8 protein-coding genes are annotated in these 21,432 nt (G+C 55.8%); 6 read left to right on the top strand and 2 right to left on the bottom strand.

All coding sequences use genetic code 11. The annotated features are described in order from the left end of the window. Positions 1-154 precede the first annotated feature (154 nt). The 6 genes from QQZ17_RS02175 (at position 155) to QQZ17_RS02150 (ending at position 19,227) form a co-directional block, all read left to right on the top strand. On the top strand, positions 155-1,468 hold the full coding sequence (locus tag QQZ17_RS02175; protein WP_152401948.1) for a TolC family outer membrane protein: 1,314 nt from the start codon (positions 155-157) through the stop codon (positions 1,466-1,468). Positions 1,469-1,550: 82 nt separating this feature from the next. Next, a complete protein-coding gene (locus QQZ17_RS02170) occupies positions 1,551-14,552 on the top strand; it encodes an Ig-like domain-containing protein (RefSeq protein ID WP_446715167.1) in 13,002 nt (4,333 codons plus the stop codon). 192 nt (positions 14,553-14,744) lie between these two features. Then, on the top strand, positions 14,745-16,928 hold the full coding sequence (locus QQZ17_RS02165) for a type I secretion system permease/ATPase (protein WP_152401950.1): 2,184 nt from the start codon (positions 14,745-14,747) through the stop codon (positions 16,926-16,928). Position 16,929: 1 nt separating this feature from the next. Next, a complete protein-coding gene (locus QQZ17_RS02160; protein WP_152401951.1) occupies positions 16,930-18,105 on the top strand; it encodes an HlyD family type I secretion periplasmic adaptor subunit in 1,176 nt (391 codons plus the stop codon). 673 nt (positions 18,106-18,778) lie between these two features. Continuing rightward, positions 18,779-18,979, top strand: coding sequence for a hypothetical protein (locus tag QQZ17_RS02155; RefSeq protein ID WP_152401953.1), 201 nt, complete (start codon positions 18,779-18,781; stop codon positions 18,977-18,979). Between the two features lie 20 nt (positions 18,980-18,999). Further along, the gene (locus QQZ17_RS02150) at positions 19,000-19,227 is read left to right on the top strand and encodes a hypothetical protein (protein WP_152401956.1); all 228 of its coding nucleotides are present in this window, start codon (positions 19,000-19,002) and stop codon (positions 19,225-19,227) included. Here QQZ17_RS02150 and QQZ17_RS02145 read toward each other — a convergent pair. After that, positions 19,202-20,410, bottom strand: coding sequence for an MFS transporter (locus QQZ17_RS02145; protein WP_152401958.1), 1,209 nt, complete (start codon positions 20,408-20,410; stop codon positions 19,202-19,204). The genes QQZ17_RS02150 and QQZ17_RS02145 overlap by 26 nt on opposite strands. Before the next feature lie 78 nt (positions 20,411-20,488). Beyond that, complete coding sequence (locus QQZ17_RS02140; protein WP_152401960.1) at positions 20,489-21,352, bottom strand: SdiA-regulated domain-containing protein; 864 nt, start codon at positions 21,350-21,352, stop codon at positions 20,489-20,491. Positions 21,353-21,432: the final 80 nt, after the last annotated feature.

Genomic DNA, 21,432 nt, shown 5'->3' with positions numbered 1-21,432 from the left:
CGTGAGCCGGAAAAATTGGATATCAGGTCTGCAATAGCACATTGATAATTGTATATCTCATTACAGGTATGTTTACCCCGTATTCTTCCTGGCGGATGTAATACGGTTGCCTGGTATAGCCGAAAATCGTCATTATATTTTTAGGATATTTGTTTTGAGCACTCGTATTGTTTTTTCATGGGTTACTCTGGCTCTTTCTCTCTGGGTAGCCACAACGCCATGTTTCGCCGCATTAGCCAATGTCGAAGAAACGAATCTGAAAGAAAGTATTTTATTTGCTTTTGATCGTGACCCTTCGGTAAGCAGCCAGGCCGCACAAATGGGTATTGGCCAGGCAATGACCGATGAAGCGAAAAGCGGCTGGATGCCACAAATTGGTTTAACCGCCAGCACCGGTCAAAATAAGACCACGGATTCCAGCGGTTCTCTCAATAACTCCGCTGCATGGGGCATTAGCGTCACACAGTTAGTTTATGACTTCGGTAAAACCAACAGCGCGATTGCCCAGTCAGAAGCCCAGTACGAAAGCTATCGCTATCAACTGATGAGTACGCTGTCTGATGTCGCGTCAAAAGCGGCGCTGGGCTACGTTGAAGTAAAACGCTATAGCGCATTGGTTGACGCCGCACGCGAGAATATCGTCGCGCTGGAGAAAATTCAGCATCTGGCGCAACTTCGCGCCAGTGCAGGTTTGAGTTCGACTTCAGACGATTTGCAAACGCAGACCCGTATTGCCGGAATGCGCGCCACGCTGGAGCAGTACTCCGCCGCGCTGCAGAAAGCGAAAGCGGTCCTCGCCGTACAAACGGGTGTCAGTGCTAACCGTTATGCCCGCCTGCCTGAAAACCTTGAAGTTAAACAAGTCACTGTTGAAAACATCGACTACGCGAAGATCCCCTCGGTACTCGCGGCACGGGCGATGGTGACCTCCGCACAACACGGCGTCGAGCGCGCAAAAGCACAGCATATGCCGACGGTGAGCCTGAAAGCGGGCCGTACTCGTTATGAGTCAGACAACCGCGGTTACTGGGACGACCAAATTCAGTTAAGTGTGGATGCGCCGCTGTATCAGGGGGGGGCGGTCTCCGCTCGTGTTGACCAGGCAGAAGGCGCGAAAGCGATGGCCGCCTCCGAAGTGGATCAGGTGCGTTACGAGATTCTGCAAAAAGCCTCTGCGGCGATGGCGGACTGGAAAGGTGCACGAGGCCGTGAAGATGCCGGCAAGTTCCAACTGGTCAACGCCGAACAAACCCGTCGCGTTTATAAGCACGAATACACCCTGAGCAAGAAAAGTATCAATGACCTGTTGAGCGTCGAACAAGACGTCTGGCAGGCGGAGTCTTCACGAATCAACGCTGAATTTGATGGCTGGAATGCGGCTATCAGTTACGCGACGGCAATCGACAACCTGCTGCCCCTGATCGGGATAGAAAAACAGGCGTCGAAAAAGCTGCCTGATCTTCAGTAGCGACGCGAACCCCACTCAACCGACTCTCTCCGGGAAAACACCGGACGACTATTACTGATTAACTGACCTTATGAGCCAGATGATGAATACCTTAAAAACCGCAAACATTATTAATCGTCACACCGCAAAGAAAACCGTACTGTCCGGCGAAGGCAACCTTTCCGTAGCTGTCTCTGGTGCATCTATCATTGAAATCCTGGGTTCCGCTCAGGATGTGGCGCGTTATGTCCGCCAGGGTAATGACCTGCTGATTTACATGAAAGATGGCAGCGTGATCCGTTGCAGTGGCTATTTCACTGAAGAGCCGGAGTCAAAATTGCACTCCGAGCTGGTATTCAGCGATGAAACGGGCCTGACACATGTGACGTTTGACGAGATTGGCGATGTCGCCAGCCTTGATTCCGTGGAACTGACGGCGCACGCGACGCCTGTCGACAGCCTTGAGCCTCTGATGGCGGAAGCGGCCAGCGACGATAATGATTTCCCGTGGGCGTGGCTCGCGGGGGCAGGACTGGGTGGCGGCGCAATTGGCGCACTGCTGGCTAATGATGATAGCGGTAAAACCAAAACTGTCACTGAAACCCAAACCGAAGTGGTTGATAACACCAAAAATACGCCGACGTATATGGTCACCGATAAGAAAGGGGACAAACAGGGCGGACTGTCAGCCAATGACACGACCGATGACAACACCCCAACCTTCAGCGGGACGGGTCATCCGGGCGCCACCATTCAGATTAAAGACAGCCACGGCAACACCATTGCCAGTACGATGGTGGATGCCAATGGCGTCTGGACCGTGCTGCTGCCAGTGCAGACCGACGGGACTCACACCTGGTCTGTTGTGCAGATCAACGGCAACGACACCACTTCCGCCGGTAGCATTACGATCAATGTAGATACCACCATTGCCACATTGACGCTGGCAACCACCGCCGGCGATAACATCGTTAATGCCAGTGAACAGTCCGCTGGTTTTACACTTTCTGGTGCCAGCAGCCATTTGGCACAGGGCACAACACTGACGGTAACGCTGAACGGTAAAACGTACGTCACCACCGTGGGTGCAAACGGCGAATGGCAGGTTAACGTGCCGGCCGCCGATGCGAACGCGCTGGCAGACGGCAGTTGGACCGTCGCGGTTAGCGGACAAAATGCGGCGGGTAATGCGGTCTCGGGCAGCCAGGTTATTACGGTAGATACTCAGCCACCGCTGCTGTCGATGGACAACATCGCCATCGACCAGATTATTAACGCCGCTGAGCATAACGCGTCTCTGGTTTTGAGCGGGAAAACCACGGCTGAAGCCGGGCAGACGGTAACGTTGATGTTCAATGGCAAAACGTACACTGCGACCGTGGCAGCCGATGGCACCTGGTCTATGACGCTGGATGCGGCTGATGTGCAGGCGCTGGCGGACGGTAACCACTCCCTGACGGTATCGGTAAACGATAAAGCCGGAAACGCGACAAACATTTCTGAATTAGTGACCGTTGATACCACGGCGCCGATTCTGACGGTCAACACTGTTGCAGGCGATAACATACTGAATGACGATGAACAGGATGTCGCACAACTGATCTCGGGGATGGCGAATGGTGCCGCGCCTGGCGACGTTGTCACCGTTCAGTTTGGTAACCAGACCTTTACCGGCGTTGTACAAGCGGACGGTAGCTGGAGTGTCGGCGTTCCGGCGTCGGTGTTCAATTCCATGAGTAACGGCCAGCATACGATCACGGTGACCGTGACGGATGCGGCAGGCAATACCAGCACCGCGACTCATGATGTGACGCTCAACAGCATGGCTGTTGGGATCACCGTGGACCCTATCAGTGTTGATAACGTGCTGAATGCGCAGGAGTCTATGCAACCGCTGACCCTCAGCGGCACCAGCACCCTGGCTGACGGCAGCACGGTGACCGTGATGCTCAACAATATCGCCTACACCGCGACGGTCAATAACGGTACCTGGTCTGTTCAGGTGCCGGTTTCTGACGTGCTGAATCTGGCGAACACAATTTATAACGTGACCGTCAGCGGGACAGATTCCATTGGCAACAGTGGGACGACCACCGCATCATTCCTTGTCGACACGACGCTGCCGCAGGTGATTATCAATAATTTCGCCACGGACAACCTGGTGAACAACACCGAAGCCAATAGCGATCAAATCTTAAGCGGTCGCGTGACAAATGCCGCAGCAGGCGACACGGTTTCCATCATGGTGGGCGGCAAGCATTATACCGCCACCGTAGAAAATGATTTGAGCTGGAAAGTAACCATTCCGGCGAGCGACCTGAACAGCGTTGGTGATGGTGATCTGACCTTTACCGCTTCTGTAACGAACAGCCACGGCAACACCGGTACCGGCGATCGCGATATCAACATCAACGCGTCGTTGCCTGGCCTGCGTATCAATACCCTCTCTGGCGACGACATTATTAACGCCATCGAACAACATCGGGATTTGGTGGTCACCGGGAGCAGCAGCCATCTGGCGGCAGGTACGACGGTCAACGTGACTATCAATAACGTGACTTACCAGACGGTCGTTGATAGTAGCGGTAACTGGCAGATTGGGGTACCGGCTGCGGATCTGCAAAGCTGGACCGCAGGCCAGGTGGTGGTGAATGCCAGCGCACAGGATGCCTGGGCAAACACGGTGACGGTTGACCACCAGGTCGAACTCGATCTGGATCCTGTCGCGATCTCCATTGATACCATCTCCACCGATGATCTTATCAATAGCGCCGAAAAAGGGGGCGACCTGCTGATTTCTGGTCAGACTCAGGGCGTTGAAGTGGGTCAGACGGTAGTGGTGAAGTTCGCCGGTCAGACCTTTACTGCGCTGGTTCAGACCGATGGTTCATGGAGTGTGACCGTGCCGCCTTCGGCCATTGCATCACTGACCGACAGCCGCGAACAGATCAGCGTTAGCGTCACCAATGTCAGTGGTAACACGGCCGATGCGGGTCGTACCGTCACTCTGGATACCTCTGCGCCATTGATTACGATCAATACCATTGCCGCTGACGATATCCTTAACGCCACCGAATCACTGGCGGACCTGGTGATCACCGGGACCACCACGGCACCGGCCGGTCAGACCGTCACCGTGACCATTAACGGCAACGATTACACCGCGCTGGTACAGGCGAACGGCAGCTGGAGCGTCACCGTTCCGACGGGGAGCGTCTATTCCATCATGGCCGTCGCTGGCGTACTGACCACCGGCACGGTTACCGCCACGGTCTCTGACGCGGCCGGCAACACCGGCTCGGCGAGCCATGCCCTGACGGTTGACACCACGTCACCGGTGGTGACCATCAGCACCGTGGCGTCCGACGACATCATCAACCGTGCCGAGCACGGCCAGACCCAGATCATCAGCGGCTCCGCCAGCGGGGCGGCGGCGGGTGATGCGGTCACCGTGACCGTGAACGGCAAAAACTACACCACGGTGGTGGACGCGGCGGGCAACTGGAGCGTCGGCGTGCCGGCAGCGGACATCAGCGCCCTGAACGACGGCACCACCACCATCGCCGTGACCGTGACGAACACGGCCGGCAACAGCGGCTCCGCGACCCACGATGTGACCGTGGACACCGCGGCACCGTCCGTCACCCTTAACAGCGTGACCGCCGACGACGTGATTAACGCCGCCGAACAGGGCGCGGACCTGGTGCTCTCCGGCACGACCACGAACGTGGAAGCCGGTCAGCTGGTCACCGTGACCCTGAATGGCCAGACCTATACCGCGCAGGTGCAGGCGAACGGCGAGTGGACCCTGACCGTACCGTCTGCGGACCTGTCCGGTCTGACCGACGGCAGCGCCCGCGTGGAGGTGAGTGTGAGCAATGCCGCCGGCAACAGCGCGTCGGCGACCCGCGACTACAGCGTCGACACCACCGCGCCGGTCATCACCATCAGCACCCTCGCGGCGGACGATATCCTCAACGCCACTGAAGCACAGGCGGACCTGGTCATTACCGGGACCACCACCGCACCGGCCGGTCAGACCGTCACCGTGACCATTAACGGCAACGACTACACCGCGCTGGTACAGGCGAACGGCAGATGGAGCGTCACCGTCCCGGCCGCAGAAGCCGGTGCCCTGACCACCGGCAGTGTTACCGCCACGGTCTCTGACGCGGCCGGCAACACCGGCTCGGCGAGCCATGCCCTGACGGTTGACACCACGTCACCGGTGGTGACCATCAGCACCGTGGCAGCCGACGACATCATCAACCGTGCCGAGCACGGCCAGACCCAGATCATCAGCGGCTCCGCCAGCGGGGCGGCGGCGGGTGATGCGGTCACCGTGACCGTGAACGGCAAAAACTACACCACCGTGGTGGATGCGGCGGGCAACTGGAGCGTCGGCGTGCCGGCAGCGGACATCAGTGCCCTGAACGACGGCACCACCACCATCGCCGTGACCGTGACGAACACGGCCGGCAACAGCGGCTCCGCGACCCACGATGTGACCGTGGACACCGCGGCACCGTCCGTCACCCTTAACAGCGTGACCGCCGACGACGTGATTAACGCCGCCGAACAGGGCGCGGACCTGGTGCTCTCCGGCACGACCACGAACGTGGAAGCCGGTCAGCTGGTCACCGTGACCCTGAATGGCCAGACCTATACCGCGCAGGTGCAGGCGAACGGCGAGTGGACCCTGACCGTACCGTCTGCGGACCTGTCCGGTCTGACCGACGGCAGCGCCCGCGTGGAGGTGAGTGTGAGCAATGCCGCCGGCAACAGCGCGTCGGCGACCCGCGACTACAGCGTCGACACCACCGCGCCGGTCATCACCATCAGCACCCTCGCGGCGGACGATATCCTCAACGCCACTGAAGCACAGGCGGACCTGGTCATTACCGGGACCACCACCGCACCGGCCGGTCAGACCGTCACCGTGACCATTAACGGCAACGATTACACCGCACTGGTACAGGCGAACGGCAGCTGGAGCGTCACCGTTCCGGCCGCAGAAGCCGGTGCCCTGACCACCGGCACGGTTACCGCCACGGTCTCTGACGCGGCCGGCAACACCGGCTCGGCGAGCCATGCCCTGACGGTTGATACCACGTCACCGGTGGTGACCATCAGCACCGTGGCGTCCGACGACATCATCAACCGTACCGAGCACGGCCAGACCCAGATCATCAGCGGCTCCGCCAGCGGCGCGGCGGCGGGTGATGCGGTCACCGTGACCGTGAACGGCAAAAACTACACCACCGTGGTGGACGCGGCGGGCAACTGGAGCGTCGGCGTGCCGGCAGCGGACATCAGCGCCCTGAACGACGGCACCACCACCATCACCGTGACCGTGACGAACGCGGCCGGCAACAGCGGCTCCGCGACCCACGATGTGGAGGTTAATACCGCAACCGTCACGCTGGCAGTAGATACCATTGCCGTCGATGACGTGATCAACGCGCTGGAAGCGGGGAGTGATCTCATCATCAGTGGAACCAGCGGTCAGTTGCCTGCAGGTACGATCGTCACGATGATGCTGAACGGACAGAGTTACACCGCGACCGTACAGGCGAACGGCACCTGGACCGTGACCGTACCGGCAGCCGATGTGGCGCAGCTTGGCGACGGCCAGCGTTATACCGTCTCTGTGACGGCGCAGGACAGCGCTGGCAACAGTGCGTCGGCCTCCTCTCTGGTCTCGGTGGATACCTCTGCTCCGGTTGTCACTATCAACACGATCTCCGCAGACGATGTGCTCAACGCTGCCGAACAGCAGCAGCCTCTGACTATTCAGGGCAACACCAGTGCAGAGCCGGGTCAGGTGGTGACCATCACAGCAGGCGGTCAGTCCTGGACTGCCGTTGTCGCCGCCGATGGTACCTGGAGCGTTACCGTTCCGGCAGCGGATCTGGCTGGACTCAGTGAGGGTGCGTTGATTGTGACGGCCACCGTCAGCGATAAGGCGGGCAATGAAAGCCAGACAACGCATAACGTGACGGTCGATACCACGGCACCGCTTATCACGATTGATACCGTGGCAAGCGACGATATCGTGAATACTGGGGAGCAGCGAGCCGGACAAACCATTAGCGGTACGACAACCGCAGAACCGGGTCAAACGGTAACGGTGACCTTTAACGGTCATTCCTATCAGGCCACGGTGGATGCCAGCGGAAACTGGTCGGTCTTTGTGCCAGCAACGGATTTCAATGGTCTGGTGGATGGAAATTACACCATCACCGCCACGGTGAACGATACGGCGGGCAACGCGGGTGATACCAGCCACGACGTGACGCTGAACGGTGATGCTCCGACGATTACCATCAATACGCTCAGCACCGATGACATCATTAATGCTGCAGAGCACGGGACATCGCTGATCCTCAGCGGGACGACCACTGCCCCGGCGGGTCAGACGGTCACGATCACGCTGAACGGCCAGACATATACAGCCGTCGTGGACAGCAACGGTCAGTGGAGCTGCGTTGTGGGCAGCGCCGATGTTGCCGCGCTGGCAGATGGCACGGCTTACACGGTGCATGCGGAGGTCAGCAACGCCATTGGCAATAGCGCCAGTGACGATCATTCGATCAACGTGGATCTGACCGCACCGGCGCAGATCATCACTATCGTGGCGGTGCAGAATGATACGGGGCTGAGTGCCTCTGACTTCATCACCAGCGATAACCAGATTGTGCTCGATGGTTCACTTTCAACAACGCTTGCTACCGGTGAAACCGCGCAAATCAGCCTTGATGGCGGCGCAACCTGGATTGACCTGGTGGTGAATGGTACCTCCTGGTCGTATGCCGATGGGCGTACCCTGGCGGATGGTTCATATCAGTATCTGGTGCGTGTGATTGATGACGCGGGCAACGTTGGCGCGGTCATCAGCCAGACGGTGGTCGTGGATACGACCCCACCGGCAGTGACGTTGATTTCCGTCGATTCCATTACTCAGGATTCAGGGCTCTCGACAAGTGATTTCATTACCAGCGACAACCAACTTACCGTACAGGGCTCGTTAAACGCGCCGCTGGCCAGCGGTGAACATGTGCAGATAAGCCTTGATGGTGGGAATACCTGGATTGACGTCAGCGTGAGCGGTCAGAGCTGGTCTTATGCGGATGGACGCACGCTTGCTGACGGTGATTACGTTTACCAACTGCGGGTGATTGACGATGCAGGTAACGTCAGTGCGACCACCAGCCAGACGGTGACCATTGATATGCAGGCACCGGACGCCAGCAAAACAATCACTTTTGACAGCATTACTGACGACAGTGGCCTGAGCAATACCGACTTCTTGACTAATGATACCTCGCTCAGCCTGAAAGGTACGCTGGGGGCGTCGCTGGCGGCAGATGAAACCGTACAAATCAGCCTTGACGGTGGCGCGACGTGGCAGAACGTGACGGTGATTGGTAATCGCTGGACCTTTGATGATGGCCGTACGCTGGCGGAAGGGACTTATGACTACTGGGTGCGCGTGATGGATACGGCGGGCAACGTCGGTGAGACTGCGCATCAGCAGGTGACAGTCGATCTGACTCCGCCGGATGCCGCGACCACCGTGACCGTTGACCGCATCTCCTCCGATACGGGGGCGGATAACAATGATTTCCTGACCCAATCGCGCATCTTCACGCTTGAAGGGACATTGGGTGCCCCTCTGGTAGCGGGCGAAGTTGTGCAGATTAGCCTGGATAATGGGGTGACATGGATTACCACGACGGTCACCGGGACGCAATGGCATTACGACGATAACCGTATCCTGGCGGATGGTGACTATCTCTATATGCTGCGTGTGGTTGATGCGGCGGGCAACGTTGGGGCGACAACGTCTCAAAGGGTGACTGTTGATAATGACGTCAGCTGGCCGACGATCCAGTTTGACAGCGTGTCAAATGATACCGGTATTTCAGGCAGCGATTTTATTACCAGTGATACCACGTTGACTATTCAGGGCTCGCTTAGCAACGCCCTGCGCGGCGACGAACATTTAATGATCAGTGTCGATGGCGGCGCTACGTGGGTTGAAGCAATCGTAAACGGCACAGGCTGGAGCTTTACGGATCCACGTGTACTGGCAGATGGGGATCATACCTGGCAGGTTAAGGTTGTTGATGACGCCGGTAATATGGGCGGAGCGGTGTCTTCTGTGACGGTGACAGTCGATACCACTCCACCGGTTATTACCCTTAATACGGTCGCGTTTGATGATGTGGTCAACACGGCAGAACAACAGGCCGGGCAGACCATCAGCGGGACCTCCGATGCAGGGCAGGGGAGTATCGTGACGGTGACCTTTAACGGTCATCTCTATCAGGCACTTGTTGATGCCAGCGGAAACTGGTCGGTACTGGTTCCAGCGAGTGATTTCAATGGCTTGCCGGATGGTGATTACACTATCAAGGCAACCGTGAACGATAAGGCGGGTAACACCGTTGATATCAATCATGACGTTACGCTGAGTCGTGAAGTTCCGACAATTACGATTGATACGCTCAGTATGGATGATGTGATCAATGCTGCGGAACACGGTGTACCGCTGACGATTAGCGGGACGACGAACGCGCCGGCGGGTCAGATGGTCACTATTACGCTGGGGGGGAAAACCTATCACGCCGTGGTGGACAGTAATGGTCAGTGGAGCTGCGTAGTCAGCAGTACTGACGTTGCCGCTCTGGTGGATGGCACCGCGTATAGTGTGAATGCAGAAGTCAGCAATGCCATCGGCAACAGCGGCAATTCGATGCATGTGGTTAACGTTGATTTGACCGCGCCCGGCCAGACAATCTCTATCGATTCGGTACAAGGTGACAGTGGCCTCAGCGCCAGCGATTTTGTGACCAACACGAATCAGGTCATGCTTGAGGGTTCACTTTCCGCCCCTCTGGGAAGCGGTGAAACCGCGCAGGTAAGCCTTGACGGCGGCGCAACCTGGATTGACCTGGTGGTGAATGGTACCTCCTGGTCATATGCCGATGGGCGTACCCTGGCGGATGGTTCATATCAGTATCTGGTACGTGTGATTGATGCCGCAGGCAACGTTGGGTCGCTCGACAGTCAGACGATCCGGGTGGATACAACGCCACCGGCAGTCACGTTGATTTCCGTCGATTCCATTACTCAGGATACCGGTCTGTCGACCAGCGACTTCATCACGCACGATAATCAGCTTGCACTGCATGGTTCACTGAATGCGGTTCTTGCCAGCGGCGAACATGTGCAGATTAGCCTTGATGGCGGGCTCACATGGATTGACGTCAGCGTAAGCGGGCAGACCTGGTCTTACGCGGATGGACGTACGCTTGCCGATGGTGATTATGTTTACCAACTGCGGGTGATTGACGACGCGGGTAACGTCAGTGCGACTACCAGCCAGACGGTCACTATCGACACGCAAGTGCCAGACGCCAGCAAAACGATCGTGTTCGACAGCATCTCTGACGACAACGGTCTGAGCAGCAGCGACTTTATCACTAAAGATACGTCGCTCAGTCTGCAGGGGTCTCTGGGCGCGACGCTGGCCCCGGGCGAAATCGTACAGATCAGTCTGGACGGCGGCGCAACCTGGCAGAACGTGACGGTGATTGGCAATAACTGGTTCTTCGATGATGGTCGTACGCTGGCTGAAGGGACTTATGACTACTGGGTGCGCGTGATTGATACCGCGGGCAACATTGGCTCGACCGCGCACCAGCAGGTGACGGTCGATCTGACGCCGCCGGATAGCGCCATTACCGTCAGCATCGACAGCATCTCTACGGATACGGGCTACAGCAGCACAGACTGGCTGACCAATGACACATCGCTGACGATCAAAGGTTCTATTGCTGCGCCGTTGGCGGCAGGCGATCGCGTGCAGATCAGTATCGATAACGGGGCGACCTGGCAGGATGTCATCATGAATGGCACCAACTGGTCGTATGTGGATTCACGTACGCTAGTGGAAGGCGATCACACTTATCAGGTACGTGTGGTGGATGTCGCCGGAAACGTTGGGGCAACCAACGATCAGATCGTGACGGTTGACCTGACCCCGTCGGCGACGACGGCAACGATCGTCAGCTACACCGATGATGTGGCCTCTTCTCGGGGTGATTTTGCCTCCGGTACGACCACGGATGATCGTACGCCAGTACTGAACGGCACCCTGTCGACCACGCTGCAAACCGGTGAACGGGTGCGTATTTACAGCGCCGACGGCACGCTGTTGGGCGAAGCGGATGTGAATGGCACAGACTGGACGTATCAACTGAACGTCCCGCTGGTCGATGGTGAAAAAGGGGAGTTCTACGCGGTGGTGGTTGATGCCGCCGGTAACGAAGGGACGCACTCTCCGGTGTTTGATTTCACCGTTGATCTGGTGATGTATGCCGATACCCAAAGCACGCTGGATACCACGCCAATCATTACGGGCAGCGTTGATTTTGAAATCCTTCCGGGTGAGTACGTGGAAGTGACGGTCAACAACGTGGTGTACAGCTCGCGCAATGGCGCGGTGGTGATTGATCCGAAAAACAGTACCTGGTACGTGCAGATCCCTGACAGCGATGCGCTGGCGCTGGGAACGTACGAGGTGAAAGCCGTCCTTTATAAAGCGGACGGCACGGAAATTACCAAAGATGACAGCAGCAACGAGCTGACGGTCGCCGCAACGCCGTCAATCTCCTTTACGTCAACGGCGGCCTCTTCTGAAGATACCGGAACGGCGCTGACGATGAGTGAAGATGGCACATGGCGCATCCTCAGCAACTCGACGGTGTTTACCCAGAACGCGACCGATTCCACGACGTTAGGGTCGTTTGATTCGGTGGCAATTAGCGGTCCGGACAAACAGCAGCAGTCGTCGTTTGTCGATTTTGACCGCGACGGCCTGATGGATATTCTGGGGGCGGACACCGGCTATGCGAACGGTCAGCAGTCGTTCAAATACAACGAAGATGGGACCTATACCTCCTTCCAGGTGGGTGCCTACGGTGTGACCGGGCAAACTAACGATCCTAACGGTAACGTCTACGGCTGGTACGGCGGCGCAATGGGCGTCGATATCAATGGCGATGGCTATATTGATATGGTGTACGGCGATGAAACGCCGAACGATTCTGAGGGGCGAGGTGGCTACGACACCGGGTTTGTGATCAATACCGACGGGACAATTGCCGGATTTGATAAGACGGGTGCCTATGTGAACTCGAGCACCACACAAGATGGTGTGGCATCGACGAACAACAACAATGCTACCCCAGACCGCGAGGTTTCAGGTGTCGATCTGAACAACGATGGCTATGTCGACATCACCTATCACGGTACATCTGGCACGAATACCACTTCGGCGGGAGGAGCAAGTACTTCGAGCAGTCGTCTGGTCGTCGTGACCAACGGCGTGGATAGTAATGGCAATATGACGCTCACCAACACCCAGGTGGTGACGGGTGTGTTTAACGGTGACAGTGCGACGACCAACTACTACACCACCATGACCTGGTCCGACTTAAACGGCGACGGTTATATGGATCTGTTTGTTGGCGGTCTGACCGGTCAGGGGAATGCCACCAGCGCCATCTTCTATAACGACGGTACAGGTAAGTTAACTTCAGCCGCAAACGGCATGGGCGCCGGATCGAACGTGCAGACGTTGGGCGACAGCGTTAACAGTATGACGTCGCTGGCAGTGGACTGGAACGGCGACGGCAAGATGGATTTGATCGAAATTGCCGGTGCAGCAGGTTCAACGGTTGCCACCAATACCAACAACATCGGTCTGCTGTGGACCAATAATGGTGTGAATGGCAGCAACCAGGTCGACTGGACGTCACAGACCCTTTTAACCGGAGCAAACCAGGGCAGCACCAACATCACTACCGGTGCGCTGACGCTGGACCTGGATTACGACGGCGACAAGGATCTGGTGGTCTTCCGTGCCGCAGGCGGTAAAACGGAATACATCACCAACAACAGCACTATCGCTGACGGAACCAGCATTATCCTGCGTATTTCGGATGCGAACGGCATTAACGCCTTCTATGGCAACACGGTGCTGCTCATTGATGAAAGTACCGGCAAGGTGGTCAGCTCACAGGTCATTAACCCGCAGGGCGGCGTGAACATGAACGACTCGTCCGGCATGGTCTACTTCTACGGACTGGATGCGAGCAAGTCGTACAGCGCAGTACTGCTGGCTAGCGGTAAGGACTATGGCGGTGTCTCCTCGGTGAATTTCGACTCCTCCGGCGTGTCGAATACCATCGAGAACGTCAACGCCGCCTGGGGTGGCCTGAAAGCGGTTGAGAAGAACCACGCGTACACGCTGACCGCAGAAGACGGTGCCTCGGCGACGAACAGCGCCACGGCAGCGACGGACGGGACGAACACCACGGGTATTGTCGGAACCGGCTACAACGATACGCTGTATGCCACGGCAGGTACGCACGTTTATAACGGCGGCGGCGGTAGCCGCGTAGTGTCTGATGCCGACGTCTGGACCGCACAAGGTGGGATGGACATTGTCGACTATGAACTGGCGGGAAGTTCCGCGCTGAACATCGATCTAAGCAACACCGGAATGCAGAATACCGGTTTCGGTAACGCGCAGTTCGTGAATGTGGAAGGGATTGCCGGCGGCAACGGCAATGATGTGTTTACCGGCAACGCGACGGAAAACTTCTTCGAAGGTCGCGGTGGCGACGATACCTTCAATATTGGTAACGGCGGCCAGGATACCCTGTTGTACAAGTTGATAACTGCCTCAGACGCCACGGGCGGCAACGGCAGCGATGTTGTAAACGGCTTTACCATCGGTACCTGGGAAGGGACTGCAGATACTGACCGTATCGACCTGCGCGAACTTCTGTCCGGCAGCGGCTACACCGGTAGCGGCGCCGCGAGCTATGTGAATAGCGTTGCGACGCTGGATGCCCAGGCAGGGAACATCGAGGACTACGTCCGCGTGGTGCAGAACGGCAGCAACACTGAAATCCATGTGGATCTCGATGGGGCGGGCGGTAACTTCTCGTCCACCAATGTGGTTACCCTGAACGGTGTACAAACCGACCTTGCCACTCTGCTGGCAAACCATCAGTTAGTGATTATGTAATGCACTATTCCGGGGGAATGATTTCCCCCGGAATATATCGCGTCAAAATCGCACTAAAATAAAAGTCATGAACATTACCGTCCGCAGATGACGAGTGTCTTTTCGGACGAATATAAAAGTATGAGCACACATTCCGTTATTCCTAATGCAATTCCGTTATGGCGCAGTGCCACACAACAGGAACCGAACGCTATGAACACGCAGTCGCAATACGAACCCTGGTTACAGGCAATGATCGGTGTGGCGCAGCATTATCGTCTCGATTTCTCTCAAGAGCATGTTCGGGTGTCGATTAATTATGAAAGCGACTCGCCGCGCGACCTGGTGTTAAAAGATATGGCTCGCCAACTGGGGCTGGGACTGCGCGTTGTGGCGGCAAAAATCTCTTTTCTCGATCCGTGGCGTTTGCCGCTGATTGCGGAATTTAGCGAAGGGCAAATCGCGGTGATTAACCGAATGGACAGCGACGGCAATATTAGCCTTCAGTTCAGCGGTGATGAAGGACTGGAAACTGTGTTAACGCGTGATGAATTACGCGCACGGATAAAAACATTACTGGTTCTGCGTCCACTCGAATCCACGCCCGATGCGCGCGTTGACGATTATATTAAGCCATATAAGAAAAACTGGTTCTGGCGACTGGCGTTAAAAGACTGGCATCGCTATATCGATATTATGGTTGTTGCGCTGGTTGCCAACGTGCTGGCGCTTTCCGGCATGATTTTCTCTATGCAGGTGTATGACCGTGTCGTGCCCTCACAGTCAGAAACCACGCTGTGGGTGCTGTTTGGCGGGGTGATGCTGGCAATCCTGTTCGAATTTATTATGCGCATGCTGCGGGTTTATATTTCTGATGTCGTTGGTAAACGCGCAGATCTCCGTATCTCTGAGCGTATCTTTGCCCATGCGCTGCGCATCAAAAACGGTGCGCGTTCGAAATCGACGGGCTCGTTTATCGCCCAGATTCGTGAACTAGAGTCGGTGCGTGAACTGATCACCTCAACGACCATCTCGGCTATTTCCGACCTGCCGTTTTTCCTGCTGTTTGTGTTTATTTTGTGGATGATTGGCGGGCCGCTGGTACTGGTCGTGCTGATGGCGGTTCCCCTGTTATTGATCCCCGGCCTGCTGGTACAACGCCCACTGGGACGGCTTTCCAACGAAGGGATGCGTGAATCGGCAATCCGCAACGCAACGCTCGTGGAAGCGGTGCAGGGCATTGAAGACATCAAACTGATGCGTGCCGAACAGCGTTTCCAGAATCAGTGGAACAACACCAATTTTGTGGCCGCTGAAGTGGGTATGCGTCAGCGCTGGCTGACCAGTCTGCTGCTGACGTGGACCCAGGAAGTGCAATCGATAGTCTACGCCGTGGTACTGCTGATTGGCTGCTACCTGGTGATTGATGGCGATCTGACGACCGGTGCGCTGGTCGGGACCTCGATCCTCGCCTCACGCACTATCGCGCCGTTGTCGCAGATCTCCGGTGTGCTTTCGCGTTGGCAATCGGCAAAAGTGGCGCTGAAAGGGCTGGATGAACTGATGCAGCGTCCGATTGATGAGCCGCTTCAGGGTAAGAAAGTGCACAAAGCGCACCTGCGCGGCCACTATCAACTGGAAAACGTCAGCTTTTACTACGACGAAGAAGAGAAAGTGAACGTGCTGACGGTGCCGGCGTTGAACATCAAAGCCGGTGAACGCGTGGCGCTGCTCGGGCGCAATGGCTCAGGTAAAAGTACGCTACTTCAGGTACTGGCGGGGATGCAGGAGCCGCAGCAGGGGGCCGTCTTACTGGATGACATCGCCCTGAATCATCTGGACCCGGCGGATTTGCGCCGCGATATGCAACTGCTGAGCCAGCAGGCACGCCTGTTCTTTGGCTCCATTCACGACAACATTACGTTGGGTAACCCTACGGCGACAGACGACGACATCCAGCAGGCACTGGCGATCGGTGGCGCGCTCGATTTTGTCCGTAAGCAGAAGATGGGGATGAACTACGTGATAAGCGAAGGGGGGGCCGGGTTGTCTGGCGGTCAGCGTCAGTCGCTGCTGTTGGCGCGTGCGCTGCTAACATCACCCACTATTTTACTGCTTGATGAACCGACCGCGTGGCTGGATGAGATTGGTGAAAAGCAGTTCATTCAGCACCTCAAAACTTGGTTAGGTAGCCAGCGTACGATGGTTGTCGCGACGCATCGCCTGCCGATCCTCGAACTGGTGGATCGCATTATCGTGCTGGATAACGGACGTATTGTGATGGACGGTCCGCGTGACGCCATCCTGAATAAACATGGTATGGCGCAGCCGGAGACGACACAAAGTAATGTGTCGAGAATCAATACCCCGCCGTCAAACAATCCTGGGAGGTCGTAATATGAGCGATTTTAACCGTTTTAACAGTCGCCTCAGTGAACCGAAGCTCCCGCGCTCTTCACTGGTCGCCTGGTTCCTGTTTGCTCTGTTGGCCGCGTTTGTCGGTTGGATGAGCTACTTTCATCTCGACGAGGTCACCACTGGCAGCGGTAAGGTGGTGCCGTCATCCCACGAGCAGGAGATTCAGTCGCTGGAAGGCGGCATTATCTACAAACTGCATGTTCGTGAAGGGGATATCGTTGAAAAAGGGCAGATTCTGGCGCAGCTTGACCGGACGAAAACAGAATCGGGCGTGAAAGAGAGTGAATCGAAACTGAATGCTGCGATGGCGACGTCGGCGCGTCTTACTGCGGAAGTGAACGGCACCGATCTGGTGTTTCCGGCAGAACTGAACAACGAGACGGCACTGATTAACCAGGAGCGCGCGTTGTATCATTCCCGCCGCGAAAGCCTTGAGAAAGGCGTTGAAGGGCTGCGACAGGGGATTGCACTTATTCAGAGAGAGCTGGCGCTGACCCAGCCGCTGATTAAAGAGGGGGCGGCCAGCCATGTCGAAGTACTGCGTCTGCGCCGTCAAATGAATGAGATGGAAAATAAGATTGCCGAGTTGCAGACGCAATATTACGTTCGCGCCCGGGAAGAGCTGGCGCGGGCTAATGCGGAGATTGAAACAGAGCGTTCGGTGATGCACGGACGTGAAGATTCGCTGACGCGTCTGACCTTTACCGCCCCTGTGCGCGGGATCGTGAAAGATATCGACGTGACCACCGTCGGTGGGGTGATCCCGCCAGGCGGAAAACTGATGAGTCTGGTGCCGTTAGACGATCAGATCCTGATTGAGACGAAGATCCTGCCGCGCGATGTTGCCTTTATCCATCCCGGGCAAGAAGCGATGGTGAAGATTACGGCGTACGATTATTCCATTTATGGCGGTATCAATGGCGTGGTGACGGTCATCTCACCGGACACCATCCAGGATGAAGTTAAACGCGATCTGTATTACTACCGCGTCTATATCCGTACCGACAGTAATCAGTTAATTAACAAGCAGAAAAAAGCCTTCCCGGTTTTTCCAGGCATGATTGCGACGGTGGACATCAAAACGGGGAATAAAACGATTCTTGAGTACCTGTTGAAACCGCTGAATAAGGCGAAAGAGGCATTAAGGGAACGATAACAGACAGTGCGCCGTGTCTCCGGCTGATGGGGGGAAGCAGCACAGACCGGCGCGGTACATGAAGTCAATGCCTGTAGTTTATTATGCATCTGGCAGGTAACGTAAAATTTAGTGTACAAAAGCCGTCGGTATTTGTGTGCTTCATCAGATTCTTACCAAAAACTGGCAAATCACACCTTTAAGAATTGATTAATATCAATTAATGCGCACTTAATTTGCGCCGTTAAAAAATGTCCTTATTTACGACCTGTTTACCTTTTTGGCGTTTGCGGTGGTGGTGGTAAGACGTCGGATGACAAAAGGGATATGCTGCCTTAGCGAAAATAATTGAAAGAGGTCGTCGTAACTCGCTCTAAAAAAGCCCGTTATTGTCCTCAATGTAAACATTTATCTCAGAAGTAACGTATTGGCGGATAGGAATTTTCAATAATTGCAGTGAATGTTTAGCCGGGAGAATGGGGGCTGAAAATCACTGAATTAATCCTGGCATGTCAATAAACCCTGACATCATTAGTCTGCTACGGGTCATCTTTCACTTGAAACGGCGTTCCATTTCAAGGCGTTTTCTTAACATTTTCATCACCCGACTGCTGAAATACTGTGCGTTGACTTGTTATTCAGCCAACTGCATATTCCTCCCCAGTTAAGATGAAATAGCCTTCAGGAGCTGACGATGCCTTCCCGCGATTATCCCGATATCCGTAAAGCCAGAGGAACCCGTTCTAAAGATATGGTGCTGTTAAGTGCCCGTGTTGAAACCACGCTTTGGGACTATGTCCGGACACTGGCTTTAGAAACGCGTAAAAGCAAACAGGATATTATTGCCGAAGCGCTTATGCTTCATCGCATCGCCCATGAAGGCGGTCGTGAATAAGTGCGGGCCGGTTTTACAGGATGATGCCTTTACCATTCTGGCGTTCTGTGGCGTGTATTACGGTCATCGCAGTTGGCCTGACTCTGGTCGTGACGACCGTTTCGTTCATGGCGTGGGAGCTCAGCGTGACGCTCTTTTCCTGGTCAATCGCCGCCGCCAGTAAAATCGTCGCGGCTTCACTGCTTAACGAATTACTGGCGTGGATTCACCAGGCTCCCCGCATTATGATCGTGAGCGCATGTCGTTGATACGACACGCCAGCAAACGCTTTTGTTTATAGCACTGCAGGGCGCTGATTGTTGCGGCGATAAATAACGCCAGTGCACCACACAGCGTGGCATCGGTAATGGCCTGCGTACCGCTGCCCAACAGCGTGGTTAACAGCGGTCCCAGGATCTGCCCGATGCCGTAGGTCAGCGTGACAAACCCCAGCAGATTGAGGTTTCCTGGCACAATAAGCTGGCGCGCGAGGGTCATAACCAGCGACGTGGTACCCATAAACGTCGCGCCAAATCCCACGCTGCTCAGTACCAGCAACAGCGGAGAGCCGCTGGCTAGTGTCAGGAGCACACAGGCGGCCTGAATCACCAGGTTTGCGGTCAGACATTGCAACACCCCCCAGCGTTTCGCGGCCCACAGCCAGGCGAAGCAGCCCGGCACAATCGAGACGCCAACCAGCGTCCACAGATGGACCGTCAGCAGTGGCGAACCCGCGTCTTTTGCCATCAACGGCAAATAGGTCGCGACGATGATGTAGCCGAATCCGGCCAGGCCGTAGAGCAGCGCCAGCAGCCACCAGCGCATCGACTGCGATACGTTTTTTGCCTGCGTTACGGCTGGCAGCGCGTGAGCGCGGGACGGAAGCAACAGCGCCAGCAGAATCGCCAGCACGGCGGAGAAGGCCGCCGCCCCGACCCACAGCGCGTGGGAGGAGAGCGCAAAGTGCAATCCGGCAATCACGTACTCGTTACCCAGCGCAATCCCCACGCCGACGCCAGAAAACAGTGAGGCAATGACAAAAGGATTGCGGGTATGTTGCAGTACCAGCGTAGAGCCAAAGATCAGCATCCCGGCGCTGGCGACGCCCGCCAGAAAGCGTACCAGCATTACCACCACTGGCCCGGAGAATAGCGCCATCGCGAGGATCAGTCCGCCGGTTGCCACCGCTGAACTCAGCAGCATGGGGCGTAAACGTCCCGGCTGATGAAAAAGTCCGAAGGAGAACAGCAGGCTGCCGACCAGGTATCCCGCATAGTTGACGCTGGCTACCCACGACAGTTCGGAAAACGTAAAGCGCCCCTCGGCCAGCAGCACCGGCAGCATCGGGGTATAGAGAAAACGGCCAATCCCCATGCCCAGCGCTAATACCATCATCCCGAAGAGGGCGGTGCTGAGTGAATACCGGTCTGCGATGTGCTGTGGCTGGCTCATGCCGTACCCATTGTTATTTGTCGTGTGCGAAATGCGAGAGTAACAAATTTATAACAAATGGGTAAGGCGATGGAGGAATTATTGTGCGGTGTTGGACGTGAAGCGGTAAAACAAATTAGGCTCAGCAACCATAAACAGCGATCCCTGGTTATCCATCGCGATCCCTTCTGCCTGCCGTATGGTGTGTTCTAACCCGTGGTGGCCTTCGGTCAGCGTCATGACGCCGATGACGTCGCCGTCGGTTTTGACCTCTTTGAGCACGCGTGATTCGTGAGACAGGATCAGCAGGCTATTCTGTCGCGCATTAAATTCCGCGCCTGAAATATCCTTCACATTAAGCTGCTGTTGCAGAGTATTGTCTTTAGCAATAGTCAAATTGTCATTATTGAGCAGCCCCGTCACTTTATAGATCCCAATCGGTCTCTTTTCTTTGAAAAACCAGAATGTCTTTTTCTCTCGTGACCAGGCGAGTCCCTCAAAGCCATCGTTGGTCGGGGTTTCATACAGATCAAGCTTCAACTTTTTTATGATGTTCACCTGTGACTGCGCATTGATAGTAATAACGTAAATGGAATAATCACTTTCATCGCTGATGACAAAGGTGTCGTCGCCGATGAACTCAATGGTCTCCAGATCGCGAATAAAATCGAGTGGGATGGTACGCAGTAATTGACCCTGTTTGGTCAATTCAATAATCGCGGCAGGTTTATTGATCGTGCTGAACAGCGTGTCACTTTTATCAGACCAGGTGAGTGAGGAGACATTCTTTTTCACTCCGGCGATTCGTTCCCCATCTATCGTCACGCGATAATCCGCAAGGGAATTATTGTCGCCGTCGGGCGCGGCCCCACCCGATACGACATCACTCACTCCCACAATGAGTAAAGCAAGAAGTAGCATGACTCGCAGAGGGGGATTCAGACATCGGGCGGACAATCTCATTATTCTTCCTTAAATAAAATCAAAGAGAGCAAGATGAGAAGTATAACGATTTATCTTAATGAATCCTTAACTTCGCGATA

The sequence above is a fragment of the Citrobacter sp. T1.2D-1 genome (genome assembly GCF_950098555.1).
GTDB classification, from domain to species: domain Bacteria; phylum Pseudomonadota; class Gammaproteobacteria; order Enterobacterales; family Enterobacteriaceae; genus Citrobacter_A; species Citrobacter_A telavivensis.
Note: the sequence above shows the minus strand (reverse complement) of the source record. Positions and strands in the feature narration are given on the sequence as shown.

Excerpts from the sequence above, each read along its gene's own strand:
- QQZ17_RS02170 (WP_446715167.1), top strand. The coding sequence starts at position 1,551 with ATGAATACCTTAAAAACCGCAAACATTATTAATCGTCACACCGCAAAG.
- QQZ17_RS02165 (WP_152401950.1), top strand. The coding sequence starts at position 14,745 with ATGAACACGCAGTCGCAATACGAACCCTGGTTACAGGCAATGATCGGT.
- QQZ17_RS02160 (WP_152401951.1), top strand. The coding sequence starts at position 16,930 with ATGAGCGATTTTAACCGTTTTAACAGTCGCCTCAGTGAACCGAAGCTC.
- QQZ17_RS02155 (WP_152401953.1), top strand. The coding sequence starts at position 18,779 with ATGCCTTCCCGCGATTATCCCGATATCCGTAAAGCCAGAGGAACCCGT.
- QQZ17_RS02150 (WP_152401956.1), top strand. The coding sequence starts at position 19,000 with ATGATGCCTTTACCATTCTGGCGTTCTGTGGCGTGTATTACGGTCATC.
- QQZ17_RS02145 (WP_152401958.1), bottom strand. The coding sequence starts at position 20,410 with ATGAGCCAGCCACAGCACATCGCAGACCGGTATTCACTCAGCACCGCC.
- QQZ17_RS02140 (WP_152401960.1), bottom strand. The coding sequence starts at position 21,352 with ATGAGATTGTCCGCCCGATGTCTGAATCCCCCTCTGCGAGTCATGCTA.